The sequence below is a fragment of the Pseudomonas sp. IT-P4 genome, from assembly GCF_949767755.1.
In the GTDB taxonomy this organism is placed as follows: Bacteria; Pseudomonadota; Gammaproteobacteria; order Pseudomonadales; family Pseudomonadaceae; genus Aquipseudomonas; species Aquipseudomonas monachiensis.
The window spans coordinates 379,287-399,589 of record NZ_CATKPX010000023.1 but is presented as its reverse complement, the minus strand read 5'-3'; the positions used below and the strand labels follow the sequence as shown (position 1 = coordinate 399,589).

Here is a 20,303-nt window from a genome sequence, read left to right as displayed (position 1 = left end):
ACCCGCCCCTCATCCTTTACTTGCGCAGCAGGCGCAAACCGTTGAACACAACCAGCAGACTCACGCCCATGTCGGCGAACACCGCCATCCACATGGTAGCGACCCCGGCGAAGGTTACCCCAAGAAAGATCGCCTTGATCACCAAAGCCAGGGCGATGTTCTGTTTGAGGATGGTCGAGGTCTGCCGAGACAGTCGAATGAACGCCGGGATTTTGCGCAGATCGTCGTCCATCAGGGCGACATCGGCGGTTTCTATTGCGGCATCGGTACCCGCGGCGGCCATGGCGAAGCCGATTTCGGAACGCGCCAGGGCCGGGGCGTCGTTGATGCCATCGCCGACCATGCCGACCCGATGCCCTTGGGCGTAAAGAGCCTCGACAGCCTGCAATTTGTCGCCTGGCAACAGGTCGCCCCGGGCTTCGTCGATGCCGACTTGCACGGCAATGGCTTGCGCGGTGTGGACGTTATCGCCGGTGAGCATCAGGGTCTTGATGCCCAGGTCATGCAACTGCCGGATAGCCTCGCGGCTTGACTCCTTTACCGTGTCCGCCACGGCAAACAGCGCCAACGGGCCGGACGAATCGAGCAGCAACACCACCGATTTTCCCTGTTTTTCCAGGGCAAACAGCTTTTCCTCCAGCGCCGGCGAACACAGGCCCAGATCTTCCACCAGTCGATGATTGCCCAAATGGTAGAGCTGGCCGTTGATCTCGCCGCGCACCCCGCGCCCGCCAAGCGCTTCGAAGTTATCCACAATCAGCATCGCGGTCTGGTTATCCACAGCCGCTTTGGCGATGGCCAGGGAGACCGGGTGATCCGAGCGCCCGGCCAGCGCGGCGGCAATGGCGGGCGCCGAGTCGTCGGCGGTCGGGTCCAGCGACAGGTAGTCGGTCTGCACCGGTTTGCCGTGAGTGATGGTACCGGTCTTGTCCAGGGCCAGGTAATCGAGCTTGTAACCGCCCTCCAGATAGACGCCGCCCTTGACGAGAATGCCTTTGCGCGCCGCCGCCGCGAGGCCGCTGACGATGGTCACCGGCGTGGAAATCACCAGCGCACAGGGGCAGGCCACCACCAGCAGCACCAGCGCCCGGTAGATCCAGTCGAACCACAACTCGCCCATGAACAATGGCGGGATCACCGCCACGGCCAGGGCCAGGACAAACACCGCCGGGGTGTAGATTTTCGAGAAACTGTCGACGAAACGCTGGGTCGGCGCCCGCGCCCCTTGGGCCTGCTCGACGGCGTGGATGATGCGGGCCAGGGTCGAGTTATCCGCCACGGCGGTCACCGCGTACTCCAGCGAACCTGCCTGATTGATGGTCCCGGCGAACACTTTGTCGCCGACGGTTTTTTCCACCGGCAGGCTTTCACCGGTGATTGGCGCCTGGTCGATGGTCGAGCGACCGGACAGCACTTCACCGTCCAGGCCGATACGCTCACCGGGGCGCACCCGTACCCGCGCGCCAAGCCCGATGTTTTCGACATCCTGCTCAAGCCAGCTCCCGTCAGCCTGCAACACCGTTGCCGTGTCCGGGGTCATTTGCATCAAACCGCTGATGGCATTGCGCGCACGGTCGAGGGATTTGGCTTCGATCAACTCGGCCACGGTGAACAGGAACATCACCATCGCCGCTTCCGGCCACTGGCCGATCAGCACCGCGCCGGTCACGGCAATGCTCATCAGGGCGTTGATGTTCAGGTTGCGGTTTTTAAGGGCAATCCAGCCTTTTTTGTATGTACCAAGGCCACCGCTGAGGATCGAGACCAGCGCTATAACCGCCACCACCCAGTTCGGCGCGAAGCCGGTGAAGTGGATAACTTCTGCCAGCAATGCACCAACACCGGATAACGCCAAGGGCCACCACGGCTTTTTCCCAGGCGCCGGCGTCGGGGCTTCAGCACCCTGTTCCAGCGGTTCGGCCTGCATGCCCAAGGACTTGATGGCCTCGACGATCGGCTCGACTCCAGGAAAATCGTGGGTCACGCCGAGCACCCGATTAATCAGATTGAACTCCAACTGGTGCACGCCGGTCAGTTTGCTTAGCTTATTCTGGATCAGCGTCTGTTCGGTTGGACAGTCCATCGCCTCGATGCGAAAACGGCTCAGTCGGGCCCCGGGCGTCGGCAATTCGCTCAGTTTTACCAGCGCAGGCGCTGCCGCTTTAGATGAACAACAGGCGTCGCCATGACCGCCGTGGTCATGTTTTTTCACGGGTTTGAGCTTGTGGCTGTGCTCGTGTCCAGCCTCGGGTTTGTGGGAATGCAGGGAATCGCTCATTGGTTGCGTCCATAAGAGTGCCTGTTGCCAAGTAAAGACCCTGTAGCCACTATAGGGTCAAGCACCCATTCCGGAGTTTTGGAGATTGGCGTCATGAAAATTGGAGAATTGGCGAAACTCACGGACTGCGCCGTGGAAACGATCCGCTACTACGAGCGCGAGAGCCTTCTGCCGGAACCGGCCCGCAGTGACGGCAATTATCGCGTCTATACCCAGGCCCACGCCGAGCGCCTGACATTCATCCGCAACTGTCGCACCCTCGACATGACACTTGAAGAAATCCGCAGCCTGCTGGCGTTTCGCGACAGTCCGCAGGATCAGTGCGAAAGCGTTAATGCGCTGATCGACGAGCACATCCACCATGTGAAGGCGCGGATCGACGGCTTGCTGGCCTTGCAGACACAGCTGCTCGACCTGCGCCAACGCTGCGGCGAGGGGCCGGGTATCGATCAATGCGGGATTTTGCAGCGCCTGGAAGTGAGCGGCGGGGTGGCGGCGACGGAGGTGGAGCATTCTCATGTTGGCCGTAGTCACGGCCACTAAGCACACCGCAAAACCCAATGTGGGAGCGGCGGTGCGACGATTCGACTTGCTCGCGAAGGGGCCGTGTCAATTGATATAGATTTCACTGACAGACCGCTTTCGCGAGCAAGCCCGCTCCCACATTGGTTAAGCGTCGTATTTCAGACCGCCATCGGCGCGGTCATCGGCGCATGGTGTTCGTACCCTTCCAGCGAGAAATCCCCCGGTTCCACCAGCTCCAGCCATTCCGGCTGGTAAACACCCGTCTTGGCAAACTCCGGCACACGGTCGGAAATCACCAGTTTCGGCATCGGGAACGGCTCGCGCTTGAGCTGTTCGTTGAGCATGTCCAAGTGGTTTTCGTAGACGTGGGCATCACCGATGAAATAGGTGAACCAACGCGGCGTGTAGCCCGTCAGGCGACCAATCAGGCTCAACAGCGCAGCACCTTCGGTGAGGTTGAACGGCGTGCCCAGGCCCAGGTCGTTGGAGCGGATGTAGAGGGTCAGGGAAATCTCCCTGGTCTCGACATTCGGGTGGAACTGGTAGAGCAGGTGGCACGGTGGCAAGGCCATTTCATCTAGCTGCGCGCAGTTCCAGCCATGGAACAGGATGCGGCGGCTGCCCGGGTCCTTGATGATGGTGTCGACGCACTGGCGAACCTGATCGATGGCCTTGTAGAGCACCACATAGGCCTGGCCGTCTTCTTCGCCTTCGGCAATCTGGCGATAGCCTTGCTTCAGGGTCTGCTCGATGGCAGCCGGGTTGCTGACCGGGATCTGCTTGTACGCAGGCCATTTGCGCCATTGCACGCCGTAGATTTCGCCGAGGTCGTCTTCGCCCTGACGGAACGGGTTGGCCAGCCACTGGGCGTTTTCGTTGGCGTTCTGGTCCCAGACCTTGCAGCCCAGGGCGCGGAATTCGGCAGCGTTGTTCACGCCACGCAGGAATCCGCACATTTCGCCGATGGCCGACTTGAACGCCATCTTGCGCGTGGTAATCGCCGGGAAACCTTCCTGCAGGTCATAACGCAGCATCGCACCGGGAAAGCTGATGGTGTTCACGCCGGTACGGTTGGCCTGTTTGGTGCCGTTCTTGATGACGTGGGCGACCAGTTCGAGATATTGCTTCATGAATTACCTGTGTCCTTGAACCCGGGACCGTAGCCCCGGGGTTCGAATTTTATACGGCTGCCGCTGGAGTTGCCGGGGCGCGGTGATACGCCAGCCAGATCAGGAACAGCCCGCCGACGATCATCGGCACGCACAGCACCTGGCCCATAGTCAGCCAGTTCCAGGCCAGATAGCCCAACTGGGCGTCCGGTACGCGGACGAACTCGACGATGAAACGGAAGATGCCATAGAACAGCGCGAACATCCCCGATACCGCCATGGTCGGCCGTGGCTTGCGCGAGAACAGCCAGAGAATCAGGAACAGTGCCACGCCTTCGAGGGCGAACTGGTACAGCTGCGACGGATGACGCGCCAGTTGCGCCGGATCGGTCGGAAAGACCATCGCCCATGGCACATCGGTCGCCTTGCCCCACAACTCGGCGTTGATGAAGTTGCCGATACGCCCGGCGCCCAGGCCAATCGGCACCATCGGCGCAACGAAATCCATCAGTTGGAAGAACGACTTGTTGTTCTTCTTGCCGAACCACAATGCCGCCAGCATCACGCCGATGAAACCGCCGTGGAACGACATGCCGCCCTTCCACACTTCGAAAATCAGCATCGGGTTGGCCAGGTAAGCGCTCAGATCGTAGAACAGCACATAACCCAGACGTCCGCCGACGATCACCCCCATCGACATCCAGAACACCATGTCGGAGAGTTTCTCCTTGGTCCAGGTCGGGTCGAAGCGGTTCAGGCGGCGGGACGCCAGCAGCCAGGCGCCGCCAATGCCGATCAGGTACATCAAGCCGTACCAGTGGATTTTCAGCGGACCGATGGCCAGGGCCACCGGGTCGATCTGCGGGTAAGGCAGCATTGCGACTCCTCGTTAGAGTTCAAATCTTAAAAATTCCCGGGCGACGCTGCCACCTCAGGATTAAGCCAGGATTGCGCTGCCCGTCAGAGCAGATGCTTCAGACTAGAAAGTTCAGGCCGACGCAGAACAGCAAAGCGGCAAACAGCCGTTTCAGCAACTTCGGCGACAACCTGTGGGCCAATCGCGCGCCCAAGCGGGCGAACACCATGCTGGTCAGGGCAATGCCCAGCAACGCCGGCAAATAGATAAAACCGAGACTATGGGCCGGGAGCAACGGATCGTGCCAGCCCAGAATCATGAAACTTAGTGCACTGGCCAGGGCAATCGGCAGACCGCAGGCCGATGAAGTGGCCACCGCTTGCTGCATCGGCACGCTGCGCCAGGTCAGGAATGGTACGGTCAACGAACCGCCGCCAATGCCGAAAATCGCCGAAGCCCAGCCAATCACGCTGCCGGCCACGGTCAGACCGAGTTTGCCCGGCACGGTTCGGCTGGCCTGGGGTTTGATCTCCAGCGCCAGCTGAGCGGCGATCACCAGGGCGAATACACCAATGAGCTTCTGCAGGTTGGGGCCGGAAATCGCTTCGGCCGTCAGCGCGCCGAACCCGGCTCCGAGCAGAATACCGACGGTCATCCACATGAAGATCGGCCAACGCACGGCGCCACGGCGATGATGCTCGCGTACCGCGTTTACCGAGGTAAAGATGATCGTCGCCAGGGACGTACCCACTGCCAGGTGCGTGAGGATCGACGGATCGAACCCTTGGGCCTTGAAGCTGAACACCAGCACCGGGACTATGATAATCCCGCCACCCACGCCAAACAGCCCGGCGAGTACACCTGCACAGGCGCCGAGCGCCAGATAGAGCAGAAATTCCATGGTCGTCCCGCCCGCATCCCCAAAACCGGAGCGGCATGGTAACGGATGCATGGCCTCAAGCTCCACTGCGCAAGGCGATGGATCGATGAGCGATGTCTGCGTAGAGTGAGCAAAAAACACACAAGGACAGCCTGATGTGCCTGATTGTTTTTGCCTGGCGACCGGGTCATGCCCAGCCGCTGGTCGTGGCGGCCAATCGCGATGAATTCTACGCCCGCCCCAGCCTGCCTCTGGCGCCATGGCCCGAAGCGCCGCACGTACATGCGGGGCGCGACCTCGAGGCTGGTGGCACCTGGCTCGGTGTCGGTGCCAACGGCCGTTTTGCGGCGCTGACCAACATCCGCGATCCCCATCGGCCACCGGGGCGCAAGTCTCGTGGGGAGCTGGTCGCGCGATTTCTCAATGGCGACTGCTCGATTGATGACTATTTGGCCGACGTTGTCCGACGTTCGCTTGAATATGGCGGTTTCAATCTACTGGTTGGCAACAGGAACGAGCTCTGGCACTTCAACGCCCGGGAAACGCAAGCCGTGATGCTGCAACCGGGAGTCTACGGCGTGTCGAACGCCGGGCTGGATACGCCGTGGCCGAAGTTGCTCAAGGCCAAGGCTGCATTGAGCGAGGTGCTGGATGATCCGCAGCCGCAGGCGCTGCTGGCGTTATTGAGCGATGCACAGACCGCGCCGTTTGCCGAGTTGCCGGATACCGGTGTCGGACTGGCCACCGAGACGTTGCTGTCGAGCGTGTTCATTGCCAGCCAGAGCTATGGAACGCGGGCGAGTACGGCGTTGATTGTGCAGGCGGATGGGGCGCTGCATATGGTCGAAAGGAGTTTCGGGCCGTTTGGTGGGCATCTTGGAGAAGTGGAACTCAAAATTTGATCTGACGTGGCCCTGTGGCGAGGGTGCTTGTCGGATCGCCGCACCGTCCCGCTCGGCTGCGAAGCAGTCGCAATCCAGCTACCACAGTTTTTCTGAAAAACCGCATTAGCCGGAGTTAGGAGCGCTTCGCACTCCAGCGGGAGCAAGCTCCCTCGCCACAGGGGCCGTCAGCGTTTTAGAGGGGCTTGATTGCTGCCGGATTGATCATCCGCGCCAACCCGAGGTTCTTCAGCGCCAGCTGCAACGAGCTGTGAATCACTTGCGGGTTGTCGATGGTCATCAGCTCTGCCAGCAGTTCCTTGGCCTTGCTCAGGTTGATCTGGCGCAGCATCCACTTCACTTTCGGCAAGTTGGTGGCGTTCATCGACAAACTGTCGAACCCCATCGCCATCAACAGCACCGCCGCCGCCGGATCACCGGCCATTTCACCGCAGATACTCACTGGCTTGCCTTCGGCGTGGGCATCACGCACCACATTCTGCAGCGCCTGAAGCACCGCCGGGTGCAGGTAATCGTAGAGGTCGGCCACCCGCGGGTTGTTGCGGTCCACGGCCAACAGGTACTGGGTCAGGTCGTTGGAGCCGACCGACAGGAAGTCCACTTGCCGCGCCAGTTCCTTGGTCTGGTACACCGCCGCCGGAATCTCGATCATGACGCCAATCGGCGGCATCGGTACGTCGCAGCCCTCGTCACGCACTTCACCCCAGGCACGGTGGATCAGGTGCAGGGCTTCCTCCAGCTCGTGGGTGCCGGAAATCATCGGCAGCAGGATGCGCAGGTTGTTCAGGCCTTCACTGGCCTTGAGCATGGCGCGGGTCTGCACCAGGAAAATTTCCGGGTGATCAAGGGTGACGCGAATGCCGCGCCAGCCGAGGAAGGGGTTGTCTTCCTTGATCGGGAAGTACGACAGCGATTTGTCGCCGCCGATGTCCAGGGTTCGCATGGTCACCGGTTGCGGGTGGAACGCGGACAGCTGTTCGCGGTAGATCGCCAGTTGTTCCTTTTCGCTCGGGAAACGCTGGTTGATCATGAACGGCACTTCGGTGCGGTACAGACCCACGCCTTCGGCACCGCGCTTCTGCGCGCGCGCCACATCCGCCAGCAGGCCGGTGTTGACCCACAGCGGCATGCGGTGGCCATCGACTGTCACGCACGGCAGGTCGCGCAGCGCATCCAGCCCCAGGGCCAGTTGTTTCTCTTCCTCGACCACCTCGGCGAACTGCTTGCGCAGCACTTCACTCGGGTTGGTGTAGACCTCGCCGTGGTAGCCGTCGACGATCATCTGGATGCCGTCGACCTTGGAGTACGGCAGGTCGACCAGGCCCATCACGGTCGGAATGCCCATGGCGCGGGCGAGGATGGCGACGTGGGAGTTACCGGAACCGAGCACCGACACCAGGCCGGCCAGCTTGCCTTCCGGCACCTCGCCGAGCATCGCCGGCGTCAGTTCTTCGCTGACCAGAATAGTGTTGTCGGGGTAGACCAGGGTTTGCTGGCGCTCTTCCTGCAAATAAGCCAGCAAGCGACGGCCGAGGTCCTTGACGTCGGAGGCACGCTCACGCAGGTAAGCGTCGTCCATCAATTCAAAGCGGTTGACGTGATCGGTGACCACCTGGCGCAACGCGCCCTGGGCCCACTGGCCGGTCTTGATCACGGTGGTGACTTCGCTGCCCAGCGCGGCATCGTCGAGCATCATCAGGTAGACGTCGAACAAGGCCCGTTCTTCGGGGCGCAGCTGGGTGGCGAGCTTGGCCGACAACGCGCGCATGTCGGCGCGTACGCCTTCGATGGCGGTCTTGAACAGCTTGAGCTCGGCGTCGATGTCAGAAATGGCCTTATCCGGCACCACGTCCAGATCGGCCGGGGGCAACATGACTACCGCCGTACCAACCGCGGCACCCGGCGAACCCGGCACGCCGACGAACTTGGCTTCCTGGATGCCCTTGCCCTGGCGACCGAGGCCACGGATCGAACCGGTGGCTTCGGCGTGGGCGATAACACCGGCGAGCTGCGCGCTCATGGTCACGAGGAAGGCTTCTTCACCCTCATCGAACTGGCGACGTTCTTTTTGCTGGATGACCAACACGCCGACGACGCGGCGGTGGTGAATGATCGGCGCACCGAGGAACGAGGCGTAGCGCTCTTCACCGGTTTCGGCGAAGTAGCGGTAGCGCGGGTGGTCCGCGGCGTTTTCGAGGTTCAGGGGTTCTTCACGCGTGCCGACCAGACCCACCAGACCTTCGTTGGGCGCCATGCTGACCTTGCCGATCGAGCGCTTGTTCAAGCCCTCGGTGGCCATCAGCACGAAGCGGTTGGTCTCCGGATCAAGCAGGTAGACCGAGCAGACCTGGCTGCCCATGGCCTCTTTGACGCGCAACACAATAATCCCCAACGCCGCCTTGAGATCCTTGGCGGAGTTAACTTCCTGGACGATCTTGCGCAGCGTATTGAGCATGGCTCGGGGTCGAACTCCGTCGTCAGTCGCGCGCTAAAAGGCGCGGGGCAAGCTCTTTGAGAGCGCGTCGATACACCTCGCGCTTGAATGTCACCACCTGGCCCAACGGATACCAATAGCTGACCCAGCGCCAGCCATCGAATTCCGGTTTACCGGTCAAATCCATCCGCACCCGCTGCTCGTTGGAGATCAGGCGCAGGAGAAACCATTTCTGTTTCTGGCCGATGCACAGCGGTTGGCTGTGGGTACGTACCAGACGTTGCGGCAAACGATAGCGCAACCAGCCCCGGGTGCAGGCGAGAATTTCAACATCTTCGCGTTCAAGGCCCACTTCTTCGTTCAGCTCGCGGTACAAGGCGTCTTCCGGCGTCTCTTCGGGGTTGATTCCCCCCTGCGGAAACTGCCAGGCATCTTGATTGATTCGGCGAGCCCATAGCACCTGGCCGGCGTCATTCGTCAGAATGATCCCGACATTGGGGCGAAAACCATCGGGGTCGATCACGGCAACAACCTCGCAAACGCATGTCGCCGCATTGTTCCACAAAGGTTGTGAAGGCGGCAACGAAGGTTCCTACCTTATGTGCACTCTTGTGAAAAGACCGTATTCTTGTCGCCTTTTTACTGACTTTTCAGCGGGTAACTGTAATGCGCCTGGCTTTATTCGATTTGGACAACACCCTTCTGGGCGGTGACAGCGATCACGCTTGGGGCGATTACCTGTGCGAGCGCGGCTTTCTAGACGCCGTCGCCTACAAGGCACGCAACGATGCGTTCTACCAGGATTACCTGGCCGGCAAACTGGATAACGCCGCTTACCTGAACTTCTGCCTGGAAGTCCTCGGCCGCACCGAAATGGCCACGCTGGCTCAATGGCACAGCGATTACATGCGCGACTGCATCGAACCGATCCTGCTGCCCAAAGCCATCGAGCTTTTGGCCAAGCACCGCGCGGCCGGCGACAAACTGGTGATCATCACTGCGACCAACCGCTTCGTCACCGGGCCGATTGCCGAGCGCCTGGGTGTCGAAACCCTGATCGCCACCGAATGCGAAATGGTCGACGGCCGCTACACCGGGCGCAGCACCGACGTGCCGTGCTTTCGCGAGGGCAAGGTGACGCGCTTGAATCGCTGGCTGGAGGAAACCGGGTTTACGCTGGAAGACAGTTACTTCTATAGCGACTCGATGAATGATTTTCCGTTGCTGGAGCAGGTGACTCATGCGGTGGCGGTTGATCCGGACCCGAATCTGCGAGCCGAGGCCGAGAAGCGGGGTTGGCCGGTGATTTCGTTGCGCGATTGATAAATCAAAAGATCGCAGCCTTCGGCAGCTCCTACAAGGTATCGCGCGCACACCTGTAGGAGCTGCCGAAGGCTGCGATCTTTTTGGGTCAAACAGGCTTGGCACCCATCAACCCGGCAATGGCCACAAGACAGACAAAACTGAACAACGCCAAGGCAAAGGTGAATTTCCCCACACCACCCGGCGTCTTGCGCAGCTTGTTCAGCCGCACCAGCAGCCAGAACCACGCCAGCGCCGCCACGGTGTACAGCACGCTCGACACCAGCAACCAGGCTTGCCCCAGCGGCCAGCCCACCAGGTGCACCATCCACCAGCCGGTAAACGGCATGCTCAGCAGCGCCAGGCCCATCAGCAGCCAGACAAATACCCTTGGCCGCTGCAAGGTTCGACTACCCGCCGTCGCGTCACCCTTGCGCCGCGCAAGCAAAACCCAGGCTCCCAGCCCCAGCGCACAGGCCAGCAGTACAACCGTTGCCACCATGTGCGCCGCTTTCAGGGCAGTTAACGTTTCCATTGTCAGATTTCCTTATTTCCTTGCCCGTCAGCGTAGCCGTTCAGCCAAGAAACAGCTGATAAGCCGGGTTGTCGCTTTCGTCCCAGTATGGGTAACCGATTTCTTCCAGCGCCGCCGGCACCAGGTGGCGCTCGTCGTGAGGCACTTGCAGGCCCGCGACGACACGGCCATCGGCCGCGCCATGGTTGCGGTAGTGGAACATCGAGATGTTCCAGCGCCCGCCGAGCTTGTTGAGGAAGTTGAACAGCGCACCCGGACGCTCCGGGAATTCGAAACGCAGGATCACTTCATCGACCACATGCGCCGCACGCCCACCCACCATGTGGCGGATGTGCAGCTTGGCCAGTTCGTTGTCGGTCAGGTCCAGCACCGGGAAACCCTGCTCGCTCAGGCTGGCGATCAACGCGCTGCGCGGGTCGTTTTCCGGGTGGGTCTGCACGCCGACAAAGATGTGCGCTTCGCTGCCGGTGTTGTAGCGGTAGTTGAATTCGGTGATCTGACGCTTGCCGATGGCCTCGCAGAACGCCTTGAAGCTGCCCGGTTTCTCGGGAATGGTCACGGCGATGATTGCTTCGCGGCCCTCACCCAGCTCCGCACGCTCGGCAACATGGCGCAGGCGATCGAAGTTAACGTTGGCCCCGGAGTCGATGGCCACGAAGGTCTGGCCGCTGACGCCGCGCTGCTCGACATACTTCTTGATCCCGGCCACGCCCAAGGCGCCGGCAGGTTCGGTGATCGAGCGGGTATCGTCGTAGATATCCTTGATCGCCGCACAGATTTCGTCGGTGCTGACGGTGATCACTTCGTCGACATGGTCTTTGCAGATGTCAAAGGTGTGCTGACCGATCTGGGCCACCGCCACGCCGTCGGCGAAGAGGCCTACGGTCGGCAGTACCACACGCTCACCCGCCGCCATGGCGGCTTGCAGGCAATTGGAGTCATCCGGTTCGACGCCGATGACCTTGATGTCCGGGCGCAGGTACTTCACGTAAGCGGCGATGCCGGCGATCAGGCCGCCGCCGCCCACCGGGACGAAAATCGCATCCAGTGGCTGCGGATGCTGGCGCAGAATCTCCATCGCCACGGTGCCCTGCCCGGCAATGGTGTGGGGGTCGTCGTACGGGTGAATGTAGACGTAGCCTTTTTCGTCGACCAGTTTCAGCGAGTAGGCCAGGGCTTCCGGGAACGAATCGCCGTGCAGCACCACTTTGCCACCACGGGAGCGCACGCCTTCGACCTTGATCTCCGGGGTAGTCTTGGGCATGACAATGGTCGCTTTCACGCCCAACACCTTGGCCGCCAGGGCCAGGCCCTGGGCATGGTTGCCCGCCGACGCGGTGACCACGCCGCGAGCGCGTTCTTCGTCGCTCAACTGGGTCAACTTGTTGTAGGCGCCGCGAATCTTGAACGAGAACACCGGCTGCAAGTCTTCGCGCTTGAGCCAAATGCTGTTGCCCAGCCGCTCGGAGAGCTGGCGGGCAGTCTGCAGCGGGGTTTCTACGGCAACGTCATAAACGCGCGAGGTGAGGATCTTTTTGACGTACTGTTCAAGCATCGGAAAGCATCACTGAGCGGGTTGGGCAGGACCAAGGAGTCTAACCCGGCTTTCAACTGTACGACCATACGAATGCAGAGGTTTTAGCCCCGCTTAGGGCTATAATGCCGGCCTTTCGTCCCCTCCTCGGCACCCCGGAGCCCGCATGAACCAGGATCAACTCAAACAGGCAGTGGCTCAGGCCGCCGTCGACTTCATCCTTCCGAAACTCGACGACAAGAGCATCGTCGGGGTCGGCACCGGCTCCACCGCCAATTGCTTTATCGACGCGCTGGCCAAGCACAAGGGCGCATTCGACGGCGCTGTCGCCAGCTCCGAAGCCACCGCCGCACGCCTCAAGGGCCACGGGATTCCGGTGTACGAACTGAACACCGTCAGCGACCTGGAGTTCTATGTCGACGGCGCTGATGAAAGCGACGAGCACCTGAACCTGATCAAGGGCGGCGGCGCGGCCCTGACCCGCGAGAAGATTGTCGCGGCCGTGGCCAAGACCTTCATCTGCATCGCCGACGCCAGCAAACTGGTGCCGGTCCTCGGTGCTTTCCCGCTGCCGGTGGAAGTGATCCCGATGGCCCGCAGCCACGTGGCCCGCGAACTGGTGAAGCTCGGCGGCGACCCGGTTTACCGTGAAGGCGTGCTGACCGACAACGGCAACATCATCCTCGACGTGTTCAACATGCAGATCACCAATCCGGTGGAACTGGAAACGCAGATCAATGCGATCGTCGGCGTGGTCACCAACGGTTTGTTCGCGGCACGTCCGGCGGATCTGTTGTTGCTGGGTACGAGCGAAGGCGTGAAGACACTGCGCGCCGAGTAAGCCAGTTTGCCCACCTGTTTGCGGGCAGACGAAATACCTGTGGGAGCGGCGGTGCGGCGATCCGACCTGCTCGCGAAGGGGTCGTGTCAGTCGATAGAGATGTCAACTGACAGATTGCCTTCGCGAGCAAGCCCGCTCCCACATTTGTTTTGGGGTGCTGGTTAGAGTTGCGTGGGTTTCTTGAACACGTAGAACAGGTTTGGCTCACTCACCAGGTACAACGCACCGTCGTCGTCCACGGCGAGCCCCTCCGCTTGCGGCACGGTTTTTTGCAGGCCATGGCGCCCCTTGCTCAATGACATTGTGCTCAGCGGACGCCCGCCCACATCCAGCTCCAGAATCAATCGCGACTCATCCGACAGCGCCAGCAAATGCCCGCTGCGCTCGTCGTATTGCAGGCTCGACAGATCCCGCACGAACATCCCGGCATCACGTTTGGGGTCGTTGATCACGTGCACCGAGTAGGATTCTTCAGGATTGAAGCGCGGAAAACCGTGCACCTCGTAGATCAGCATCGGGTTGCGCTCCTTGGCGACGAACAGGCGCTTGCCCACAGAGTCGTAGGCCAGGCCCTCGAAGCCCTTGTTGCCGCCCATGTGTACGCCAATGGTCATCTGCTCGGCGTCTGCCGCATCGACGAAGGTGGTGTCCTGCTCCAGACGAATCTTGATCAGCCGCTGCTGGCTTTCATCAGTGACCACGTAGATGTCTTCGCTGATGAACTCCACCGCCTCCGGATCACCGAAACCGACCAGCGCCACACGACGCAAGATCCTGCCGTCGAGGGACAACTCGACCAGCTCGCTCCGTTTGTTGGTGACGGTGAACAGGCTTTTGCGCACGGGATCGTAGGTCAGCGCCGAAACGTTGTCGGCCAGGCCATCGATCACCTGCGCTTCGGTCACGACCTGGTACTGGTCCAGCCCCATGGACCGGGAACTCACCGGCTGCCACAGCGTATGCAGATTGAACCAGGTGCGCTCGAACAGGCGCATGTACTGGGCGATCGCTATCAACGCGATCAGCAAGACCACCAACAGAATCAGAATCAGGGATTTGGGACGGGCAAATCGACGCATTCGGGTGGGCTCGGGTCAAAACAGGCGGATGAAATATCACGCCCGTCTGAACTGAAGCTTAATGGCCGTTGGCCTTTTACGTACAGGCCATCAGCGCAGGCGCTGGTTACTTCTGTTTTTCGAAGCGATAAAACAGGTTCGGTTCACTCACCATGTACAGCGTGCCCGCTTCATCCATGGTTACGCCTTCGGCACGGGGAATGGTATTTTTCAGACCGTTGAAGCCACGCAGCAGGGTAATGAAACTGACCTGCTCACCCTTCTTGTCCAGCTCCAGCAGCAGGTGCGAGTCAGCGGACAACACCAGCATGTGGCCGGTCCGTGGATCGACGGCCAGGGCAGACAGGTTGCGCATATCCAGTGCATGGCTGGCCAGCTTCAGCTTGTCGCCGGTCAGAACCTTGCCGTCACCTTTCCAGGCAAACAATGCCGGCGGGCGCTCTTCGCCCAGCAACAGTTGCTGATTGCTCGGGTCCCAGGTGACAGCCTCGAACGCCTTGTTCTGGTCTTTGGAAGGCCCGAGGTCGTATTTCGGGAAGTCGGCCATATTCAATTCACGGGTATCGGCATCGACCTTGACGATAGCGATCAGATGCTCTCGCTCATCGACAATGGCCAGCCGGCCGTCGCCCAGCACGGTGATGCCCTCAGGGTTGCTCCAGCCGACCAACGGCATTTTGCGCAGCACATCGCCCTGCAAGTTCAATTCGACCAGGAACGGGTTCTTGCCCATGACCGAAAACAGGGTCTTGGTCTGAGGGTCGTAGGCCACGTCCGATGCTTCATCCTTCTCCATGCCCGGCAACGGCTTGGCATCGATCACCGCCCGATAGCCCGGAAGCCAGATACTCGCCTGACGCTCGGCCGGACTCTTGAATTGCTCTTTCACCCAGAGCACGCCACGAGAATCCCAGTGCATGGCAAATGCGACGCCGTAGGCAACAACCGCCACCAGCAGCAGCCAGGTGTGCCAGCGCAGGGCGAAGCGCGAACGGCGAACAGGTTCAAGCGTGGAAAGAGGAGGAGTGGCCATCGAGGAATGCGTTCCAGAAATTCAGGCTAGGGTAATAGCACAGTTTGGGGCCGGCTCAGAGGCCAATAGCCCTGAAATTATCCAGACTGGATGTGAAAAAAACGGGAAATGCCAGGGTGAGCCTTTTGAAGACCACGGAAAAATCAATGTGGGTTTGGCGGTGCCTGGACTAGCGAACGCTGCTGGTGAAACTGCTGGCGCCGGGCAATTCCAGAACGATCTCGTCACCGACGTTCAGCGGACCAACGCCCACTGGCGTGCCGGTGAGGATCACGTCACCAGCCTGCAGCGAGAAGCAGCCGGCCATGTGCTGGATCATCGGCACGATCGGGTTGAGCATCGCGCTGCTGTTGCCGTCCTGGCGCACTTCACCGTTGATGGTCAGGCGAATGCCGATATCGGTCAGGTCGGCAAAGGTGCTGCCGGACACGAACGGAGCAAGCACTGCCGCGCCGTCGAAGGACTTGGCGATTTCCCAGGGCAAACCCTTGGATTTCAGCTCGGCCTGCTTGTCGCGCAGGGTCAGGTCCAGGGCCGGAGCGAAACCGGAGATGGCGTCGAGCACTTCTTCACGGCTCGGCTTGGTCGACAACGGCTTGCCGATCAAGACCGCGATTTCCGCCTCGTAATGCACCGAACCGCGCTCGGTCGGAATGCTGAAACCGCCTTCCAGCGGTACCACGCAACTGCCCGGCTTGATGAACAGCAGCGGCTCGGTCGGCACCGGATTGTCCAGTTCCTTGGCGTGTTCGGCGTAGTTACGGCCGATGCACACCACTTTCCCCAACGGGAAGTGAATGCGCGTACCGTCGACATACTGGTGCTGATAGCTCATTACCGACTCCTGCTTCGTTGGCTCTTAAAGTTCGAAAATCAAACAGCGAAAATCTTGCCCGGGTTCATGATGCCGTTCGGGTCGAACACCGCCTTGACCGCCTTCATGTATTCGATCTCGACAGGCGAGCGGCTGTAGGTCAGGTAGTCACGCTTGGTCATGCCCACGCCGTGCTCGGCGGAGATCGAACCGTTGTACTTCTCGACGGTTTCGAACACCCACTTGTTGACTGTCGCGCACTTGGCGAAGAACTCATCCTTGCTCAGGTTATCCGGCTTGAGGATGTTCAAGTGCAGGTTGCCGTCGCCGATGTGGCCGAACCAGACGATTTCGAAATCCGGGTAGTGTTCGCCGACGATGGCGTCGATTTCCTTCAGGAATGCCGGGACTTTCGATACGGTGACCGAGATGTCGTTTTTGTACGGTGTCCAGTGGGAAATGGTTTCGGAGATGTATTCGCGCAGCTTCCACAGGTTCTGCAGCTGGGTTTCGCTCTGGCTCATCACACCGTCCAGTACCCAGCCCTGCTCGACGCAGTGCTCGAAGGTTTCCAGGGCGTGGTTGGCCACTTCCTCGGTGGTCGCTTCGAATTCCAGCAGCGCGTAGAACGGGCAATCGGATTCGAACGGCGCCGGCACATCGCCACGAGCCATGACTTTGGCCAGGGCTTTGTCGGAGAAGAATTCGAAGGCGGTCAGGTCAAGCTTGCTCTGGAAGGCGTGCAGCACCGGCATGATCGAATCGAAATCGGCGGTACCGAGGACCATTGCAGTGAGGTTTTTCGGTGCGCGGTCCAGGCGCATGGTCGCTTCGACCACGAACCCGAGGGTACCTTCGGCACCGATGAACAGCTGGCGCATGTCGTAGCCGGTGGCGTTCTTGATCAGGTCGCGGTTCAGTTCCAGAACGTCACCCTTGCCGGTGACCACTTTCATGCCGGCGACCCAGTTACGGGTCATACCGTAGCGAATCACCTTGATCCCGCCGGCATTGGTGCCGATATTGCCGCCAATCTGGCTCGAACCCGCCGAAGCGAAGTCCACCGGGTAGTACAGGCCTTTCTCTTCGGCGACGTTCTGCAGGTGCTCGGTGACCACGCCCGGCTGGCAAACGGCCGTGCGGTCAGTGAGGTTCACGTCGAGGATCTGGTTCATGTAGTCGAAGGACACCACGACCTCACCATTGGCCGCCACCGCTGCTGCGGAAAGACCGGTACGACCGCCGGACGGCACCAGCGCCACCTTGTGTTTGTTCGCCCACAGGACAATAGCCTGGACCTGCTCGGTGGTCTTGGGGAACACGATGGCGGTCGGGGCCGGGGCGAAATGCTTGGTCCAATCCTTTCCGTAAGCATTCAGGGAGTCGGCATCGGTCAGCACCTTGCCAGGCTCAACCAGGGTCTTCAGCTCTTCAATCAGGGCAGGATTGGTCATCGACAGAACTCTCGAACAATTCATGGTCATCCTGAGAACGCTTCACGTCGCAGGAATGAGTGTTTAGCGGGGTGCATATGCTAGCATAACGACCCCGCAGGATAGTGCCCAAGGGCTGTTCTGCGGTGACGGCTTTCCTGCCGTCCGGGTCAGCATCTGCTGGCTACTTCCTGCCATTTTTTCTCCGGGACACAGGTTTACGCAGATGAGCAAGACTTCTCTCGATAAGAGCAAGATCAAGTTCCTTCTTCTCGAAGGCGTCCACCAATCGGCTGTCGACGTCCTCAAGGCGGCGGGCTACACCAGCATCGAGTACCTCACGGGTTCTCTGCCGGAAGCCCAGCTCAAGGAAAAGATCGCTGATGCTCACTTCATCGGCATTCGCTCCCGCACTCAACTGACCGAAGAGATCTTCGATCACGCGAAGAAGCTCGTGGCTGTAGGGTGTTTCTGCATCGGCACCAACCAGGTCGACCTGGACGCGGCCCGCGAACGCGGCATCGCGGTGTTCAACGCACCGTACTCCAACACCCGTTCCGTAGCGGAGCTGGTGCTGGCCGAAGCGATCCTGCTGCTGCGCGGCATCCCTGAGAAGAACGCTTCCTGCCACCGTGGCGGCTGGATCAAGAGCGCGGCCAATTCCTTCGAGATCCGTGGCAAGAAGCTGGGCATCGTCGGCTACGGCTCGATCGGCACTCAACTGTCGGTCCTGGCGGAAGGCTTGGGCATGCAGGTGTACTTCTACGACACCATCACCAAGCTGCCATTGGGTAACGCCACTCAGGTAGGCAACCTGCACGAGCTGCTGGCGATGTCCGACATCGTTTCGCTGCACGTTCCGGAAACCGCCGCCACCCAGTGGATGATGGGCGAGAAGGAAATCCGCGCCATCAAGAAAGGCGGCATCCTGATCAATGCCGCCCGCGGCACCGTGGTCGAACTGGACCACCTGGCGGCAGCCATCAAGGACAAGCACCTGATCGGCGCGGCCATCGACGTATTCCCGGTGGAGCCACGCTCCAACGACGAAGAGTTCGAAAGCCCGCTGCGTGGCCTGGACAACGTGATCCTGACCCCGCACATCGGCGGTTCCACCGCTGAAGCCCAGGCCAACATCGGTCTGGAAGTGGCGGAAAAACTGGTCAAGTACAGCGACAACGGTACTTCGGTATCGTCCGTGAACTTCCCGGAAGTGGCCCTGCCGGCTCACCCTGGCAAGCACCGCCTGCTGCACATCCACGAAAACATCCCGGGCGTGCTCAGCGAGATCAACAAGGTCTTCGCCGAAAACGGCATCAACATCTCCGGTCAGTTCCTGCAGACCAACGAGAAAGTCGGTTACGTGGTAATCGACGTCGACGCCGAGTACTCGGATCTGGCGCAAGAGAAGCTGCAACACGTCAAAGGCACCATCCGTAGTCGTGTGTTGTTCTGATCACGACCTGAGCGACAAAAAAGGGAGCCTTCGGGCTCCCTTTTTCATTCACGCCACAACGTTACTTGACGTTGACGGTGATCTTCTCGGAAACGATCGGCGGATCGAACGGCATGTGGTTGCTATCGCCCAGTTCCAACTGCAAGGTGTGCTTGCCCGGCGTGAGCGTTACTTCAGCCTGGGTCTGCGCGTTGCCGAAATGCATGTGGTTGGCATCCTTGGGAATCGGCGCACCGGCGGCGGGCAGCTCGTCGACATCGATCAGCAAGTGGTGGTGACCGGTGTTCTTGGTGGTATCGCCCGCCGGTGCCAAGGCAACGTTCTCGACCGCGAACTTGACCACGACCGTCTGGGGAACCGTCGCGCCATCCTTGGGAGACACGATGGACACTTCGGCGCCTTTCGGAGCCGGCGTTGCAGCACTGGCCAGCACCGAAACACCCATCAACAGGCCAGCCAAAGCAGCACGTGACATAAAGGTTTTCATTCTCTTCTCCAGTTTTTCCGTAAAATCCGCGTGACCATGACAACTTCATGGCCATTCGTTGTCGAAGGCACTCGACAACCATAGCAAAGCGAGCCTGAATCAGAGGGTCGCGATAATAAATTCAAAGGAGTGACCATGCGCTTTCTGCCTGGCCTGATCTGCCTGCTACCCCTTCTGAGCCCTTTGGCTCATGCCGAACTGATTGATGACGTCAACGACCGGGGCGAATTGCGCATTGCCGTTGAAGCCAACACTCCCCCGTTCAATTTCAAGGATGACGATAAGCTCACCGGCTTCGAAGTCGAGCTGGGCCAACTGCTGGCAAGTGAACTCGATGTCCGGGCCGACTTTGTCGTCACCGACGGCAGCGATCTGCTGACCGGCGTCGAAAGCGGCAAATACGACATCGCTATCAACCACATAGCAGTGACCCCGGATCTCAAGGATCGTTTCGACTTCAGCGAGCCTTACATTCAAACCCATGCGCAACTGATCGCGCAGAAAGAAGAGCCGCGCTCCATTTTACTGGTGCAATCGCTGACGCAAGAGACGCCCAAAACCAACCCGGCCGTGAGCCTGGCGATTCCGTTCCAGAAGGGTAATCCGGCGTTCCATGCCAGCCTGGAAAACGCCTTGCAGCGGATCAAGGATGACGGACGACTGCAAGCGCTGGAGCAGAAGTGGTTGGGGGCGGATGCGGGTGTGGTGCCGAAGCCTTGAGCCCACCTTGAAGCCCAAGTGAATGCAAAACCTGTGGGAGCGGGCTTGCTCGCGAAGGCGGTGCGTCAGTCAGCATCTCTTTCGA

General features: G+C 60.4%; 19 protein-coding genes. 6 read left to right on the top strand and 13 right to left on the bottom strand.

The annotated features are described in order from the left end of the window. Positions 1 to 16 precede the first annotated feature (16 nt). A complete protein-coding gene (locus ACM6IT_RS08400; protein WP_414917800.1) occupies positions 17 to 2,278 on the bottom strand; it encodes a heavy metal translocating P-type ATPase in 2,262 nt (753 codons plus the stop codon). Between the two features lie 93 nt (positions 2,279 to 2,371). Here ACM6IT_RS08400 and cadR point away from each other — a divergent pair, with 93 nt between their 5' ends. Beyond that, the gene (gene cadR, locus ACM6IT_RS08395; RefSeq protein ID WP_414917799.1) at positions 2,372 to 2,821 is read left to right on the top strand and encodes a Cd(II)/Pb(II)-responsive transcriptional regulator; all 450 of its coding nucleotides are present in this window, start codon (positions 2,372 to 2,374) and stop codon (positions 2,819 to 2,821) included. Between the two features lie 140 nt (positions 2,822 to 2,961). Here the strand turns inward: cadR and ACM6IT_RS08390 are convergent, their stop codons facing one another. The 3 genes from ACM6IT_RS08390 to ACM6IT_RS08380 all read right to left on the bottom strand — a co-directional run bounded on the left by ACM6IT_RS08390 (position 2,962) and on the right by ACM6IT_RS08380 (position 5,669). Beyond that, positions 2,962 to 3,933, bottom strand: coding sequence for a thymidylate synthase (locus tag ACM6IT_RS08390; protein WP_150755062.1), 972 nt, complete (start codon positions 3,931 to 3,933; stop codon positions 2,962 to 2,964). A 49-nt stretch (positions 3,934 to 3,982) separates the two neighbouring features. Next, positions 3,983 to 4,789, bottom strand: coding sequence for a prolipoprotein diacylglyceryl transferase (gene lgt / locus ACM6IT_RS08385; protein ID WP_056726446.1), 807 nt, complete (start codon positions 4,787 to 4,789; stop codon positions 3,983 to 3,985). Positions 4,790 to 4,886: 97 nt separating this feature from the next. After that, positions 4,887 to 5,669, bottom strand: coding sequence for a sulfite exporter TauE/SafE family protein (locus ACM6IT_RS08380; RefSeq protein ID WP_414913629.1), 783 nt, complete (start codon positions 5,667 to 5,669; stop codon positions 4,887 to 4,889). Positions 5,670 to 5,803: 134 nt separating this feature from the next. Here ACM6IT_RS08380 and ACM6IT_RS08375 point away from each other — a divergent pair, with 134 nt between their 5' ends. Then, the gene (locus ACM6IT_RS08375; RefSeq protein ID WP_414917798.1) at positions 5,804 to 6,550 is read left to right on the top strand and encodes an NRDE family protein; all 747 of its coding nucleotides are present in this window, start codon (positions 5,804 to 5,806) and stop codon (positions 6,548 to 6,550) included. A 175-nt stretch (positions 6,551 to 6,725) separates the two neighbouring features. Here ACM6IT_RS08375 and ptsP read toward each other — a convergent pair whose 3' ends face one another. Together ptsP and ACM6IT_RS08365 are read right to left on the bottom strand one after the other, a co-directional pair. Continuing rightward, positions 6,726 to 9,005, bottom strand: coding sequence for a phosphoenolpyruvate--protein phosphotransferase (gene ptsP / locus ACM6IT_RS08370; RefSeq protein WP_056726443.1), 2,280 nt, complete (start codon positions 9,003 to 9,005; stop codon positions 6,726 to 6,728). 22 nt (positions 9,006 to 9,027) lie between these two features. Beyond that, positions 9,028 to 9,507 (bottom strand): RNA pyrophosphohydrolase, encoded by a 480-nt coding sequence (locus tag ACM6IT_RS08365; RefSeq protein WP_003229203.1) that lies wholly within the window; start codon positions 9,505 to 9,507, stop codon positions 9,028 to 9,030. A gap of 143 nt (positions 9,508 to 9,650) precedes the next feature. Here ACM6IT_RS08365 and ACM6IT_RS08360 point away from each other — a divergent pair, with 143 nt between their 5' ends. After that, positions 9,651 to 10,307 (top strand): HAD family hydrolase, encoded by a 657-nt coding sequence (locus ACM6IT_RS08360; RefSeq protein WP_056726442.1) that lies wholly within the window; start codon positions 9,651 to 9,653, stop codon positions 10,305 to 10,307. Between the two features lie 88 nt (positions 10,308 to 10,395). Here ACM6IT_RS08360 and ACM6IT_RS08355 read toward each other — a convergent pair whose 3' ends face one another. Then, positions 10,396 to 10,821, bottom strand: coding sequence for a DUF2269 domain-containing protein (locus ACM6IT_RS08355; protein WP_414913490.1), 426 nt, complete (start codon positions 10,819 to 10,821; stop codon positions 10,396 to 10,398). 40 nt (positions 10,822 to 10,861) lie between these two features. Next, positions 10,862 to 12,376: a threonine ammonia-lyase, biosynthetic gene (gene ilvA, locus ACM6IT_RS08350; protein ID WP_008048261.1), complete on the bottom strand. Its 1,515-nt coding sequence runs from the start codon at positions 12,374 to 12,376 to the stop codon at positions 10,862 to 10,864. Positions 12,377 to 12,521: 145 nt separating this feature from the next. Between ilvA and rpiA the strand changes: the two genes are divergently transcribed. Continuing rightward, a complete protein-coding gene (gene rpiA / locus ACM6IT_RS08345) occupies positions 12,522 to 13,196 on the top strand; it encodes a ribose-5-phosphate isomerase RpiA (protein WP_160386169.1) in 675 nt (224 codons plus the stop codon). Between the two features lie 161 nt (positions 13,197 to 13,357). Here the strand turns inward: rpiA and ACM6IT_RS08340 are convergent, their stop codons facing one another. From ACM6IT_RS08340 to ACM6IT_RS08325, 4 genes are all read right to left on the bottom strand, one after another. Further along, complete coding sequence (locus ACM6IT_RS08340; protein ID WP_056726439.1) at positions 13,358 to 14,275, bottom strand: SdiA-regulated domain-containing protein; 918 nt, start codon at positions 14,273 to 14,275, stop codon at positions 13,358 to 13,360. A 106-nt stretch (positions 14,276 to 14,381) separates the two neighbouring features. Further along, on the bottom strand, positions 14,382 to 15,308 hold the full coding sequence (locus ACM6IT_RS08335) for an SdiA-regulated domain-containing protein (RefSeq protein WP_414917797.1): 927 nt from the start codon (positions 15,306 to 15,308) through the stop codon (positions 14,382 to 14,384). Positions 15,309 to 15,477: 169 nt separating this feature from the next. Beyond that, entirely contained in the window at positions 15,478 to 16,143 is a 666-nt protein-coding gene (locus tag ACM6IT_RS08330; RefSeq protein WP_056726437.1) for a fumarylacetoacetate hydrolase family protein, read from the bottom strand. Positions 16,144 to 16,181: 38 nt separating this feature from the next. After that, positions 16,182 to 17,576 carry an FAD-binding oxidoreductase gene (locus tag ACM6IT_RS08325; protein ID WP_033052123.1) on the bottom strand — a complete coding sequence of 465 codons (1,395 nt, stop codon included), beginning with the start codon at positions 17,574 to 17,576 and terminating at the stop codon, positions 16,182 to 16,184. Positions 17,577 to 17,781: 205 nt separating this feature from the next. On the opposite strand from ACM6IT_RS08325, the gene serA reads away from it, so the two are divergent. Continuing rightward, positions 17,782 to 19,011, top strand: a complete 1,230-nt coding sequence (serA, locus tag ACM6IT_RS08320; protein ID WP_007976393.1) for a phosphoglycerate dehydrogenase — start codon at positions 17,782 to 17,784, stop codon at positions 19,009 to 19,011. A 61-nt stretch (positions 19,012 to 19,072) separates the two neighbouring features. Here serA and ACM6IT_RS08315 read toward each other — a convergent pair whose 3' ends face one another. Further along, a complete protein-coding gene (locus ACM6IT_RS08315) occupies positions 19,073 to 19,498 on the bottom strand; it encodes a DUF4399 domain-containing protein (RefSeq protein WP_056726436.1) in 426 nt (141 codons plus the stop codon). 135 nt (positions 19,499 to 19,633) lie between these two features. On the opposite strand from ACM6IT_RS08315, the gene ACM6IT_RS08310 reads away from it, so the two are divergent. Next, positions 19,634 to 20,218: a transporter substrate-binding domain-containing protein gene (locus tag ACM6IT_RS08310; protein ID WP_414913494.1), complete on the top strand. Its 585-nt coding sequence runs from the start codon at positions 19,634 to 19,636 to the stop codon at positions 20,216 to 20,218. Positions 20,219 to 20,303: the final 85 nt, after the last annotated feature.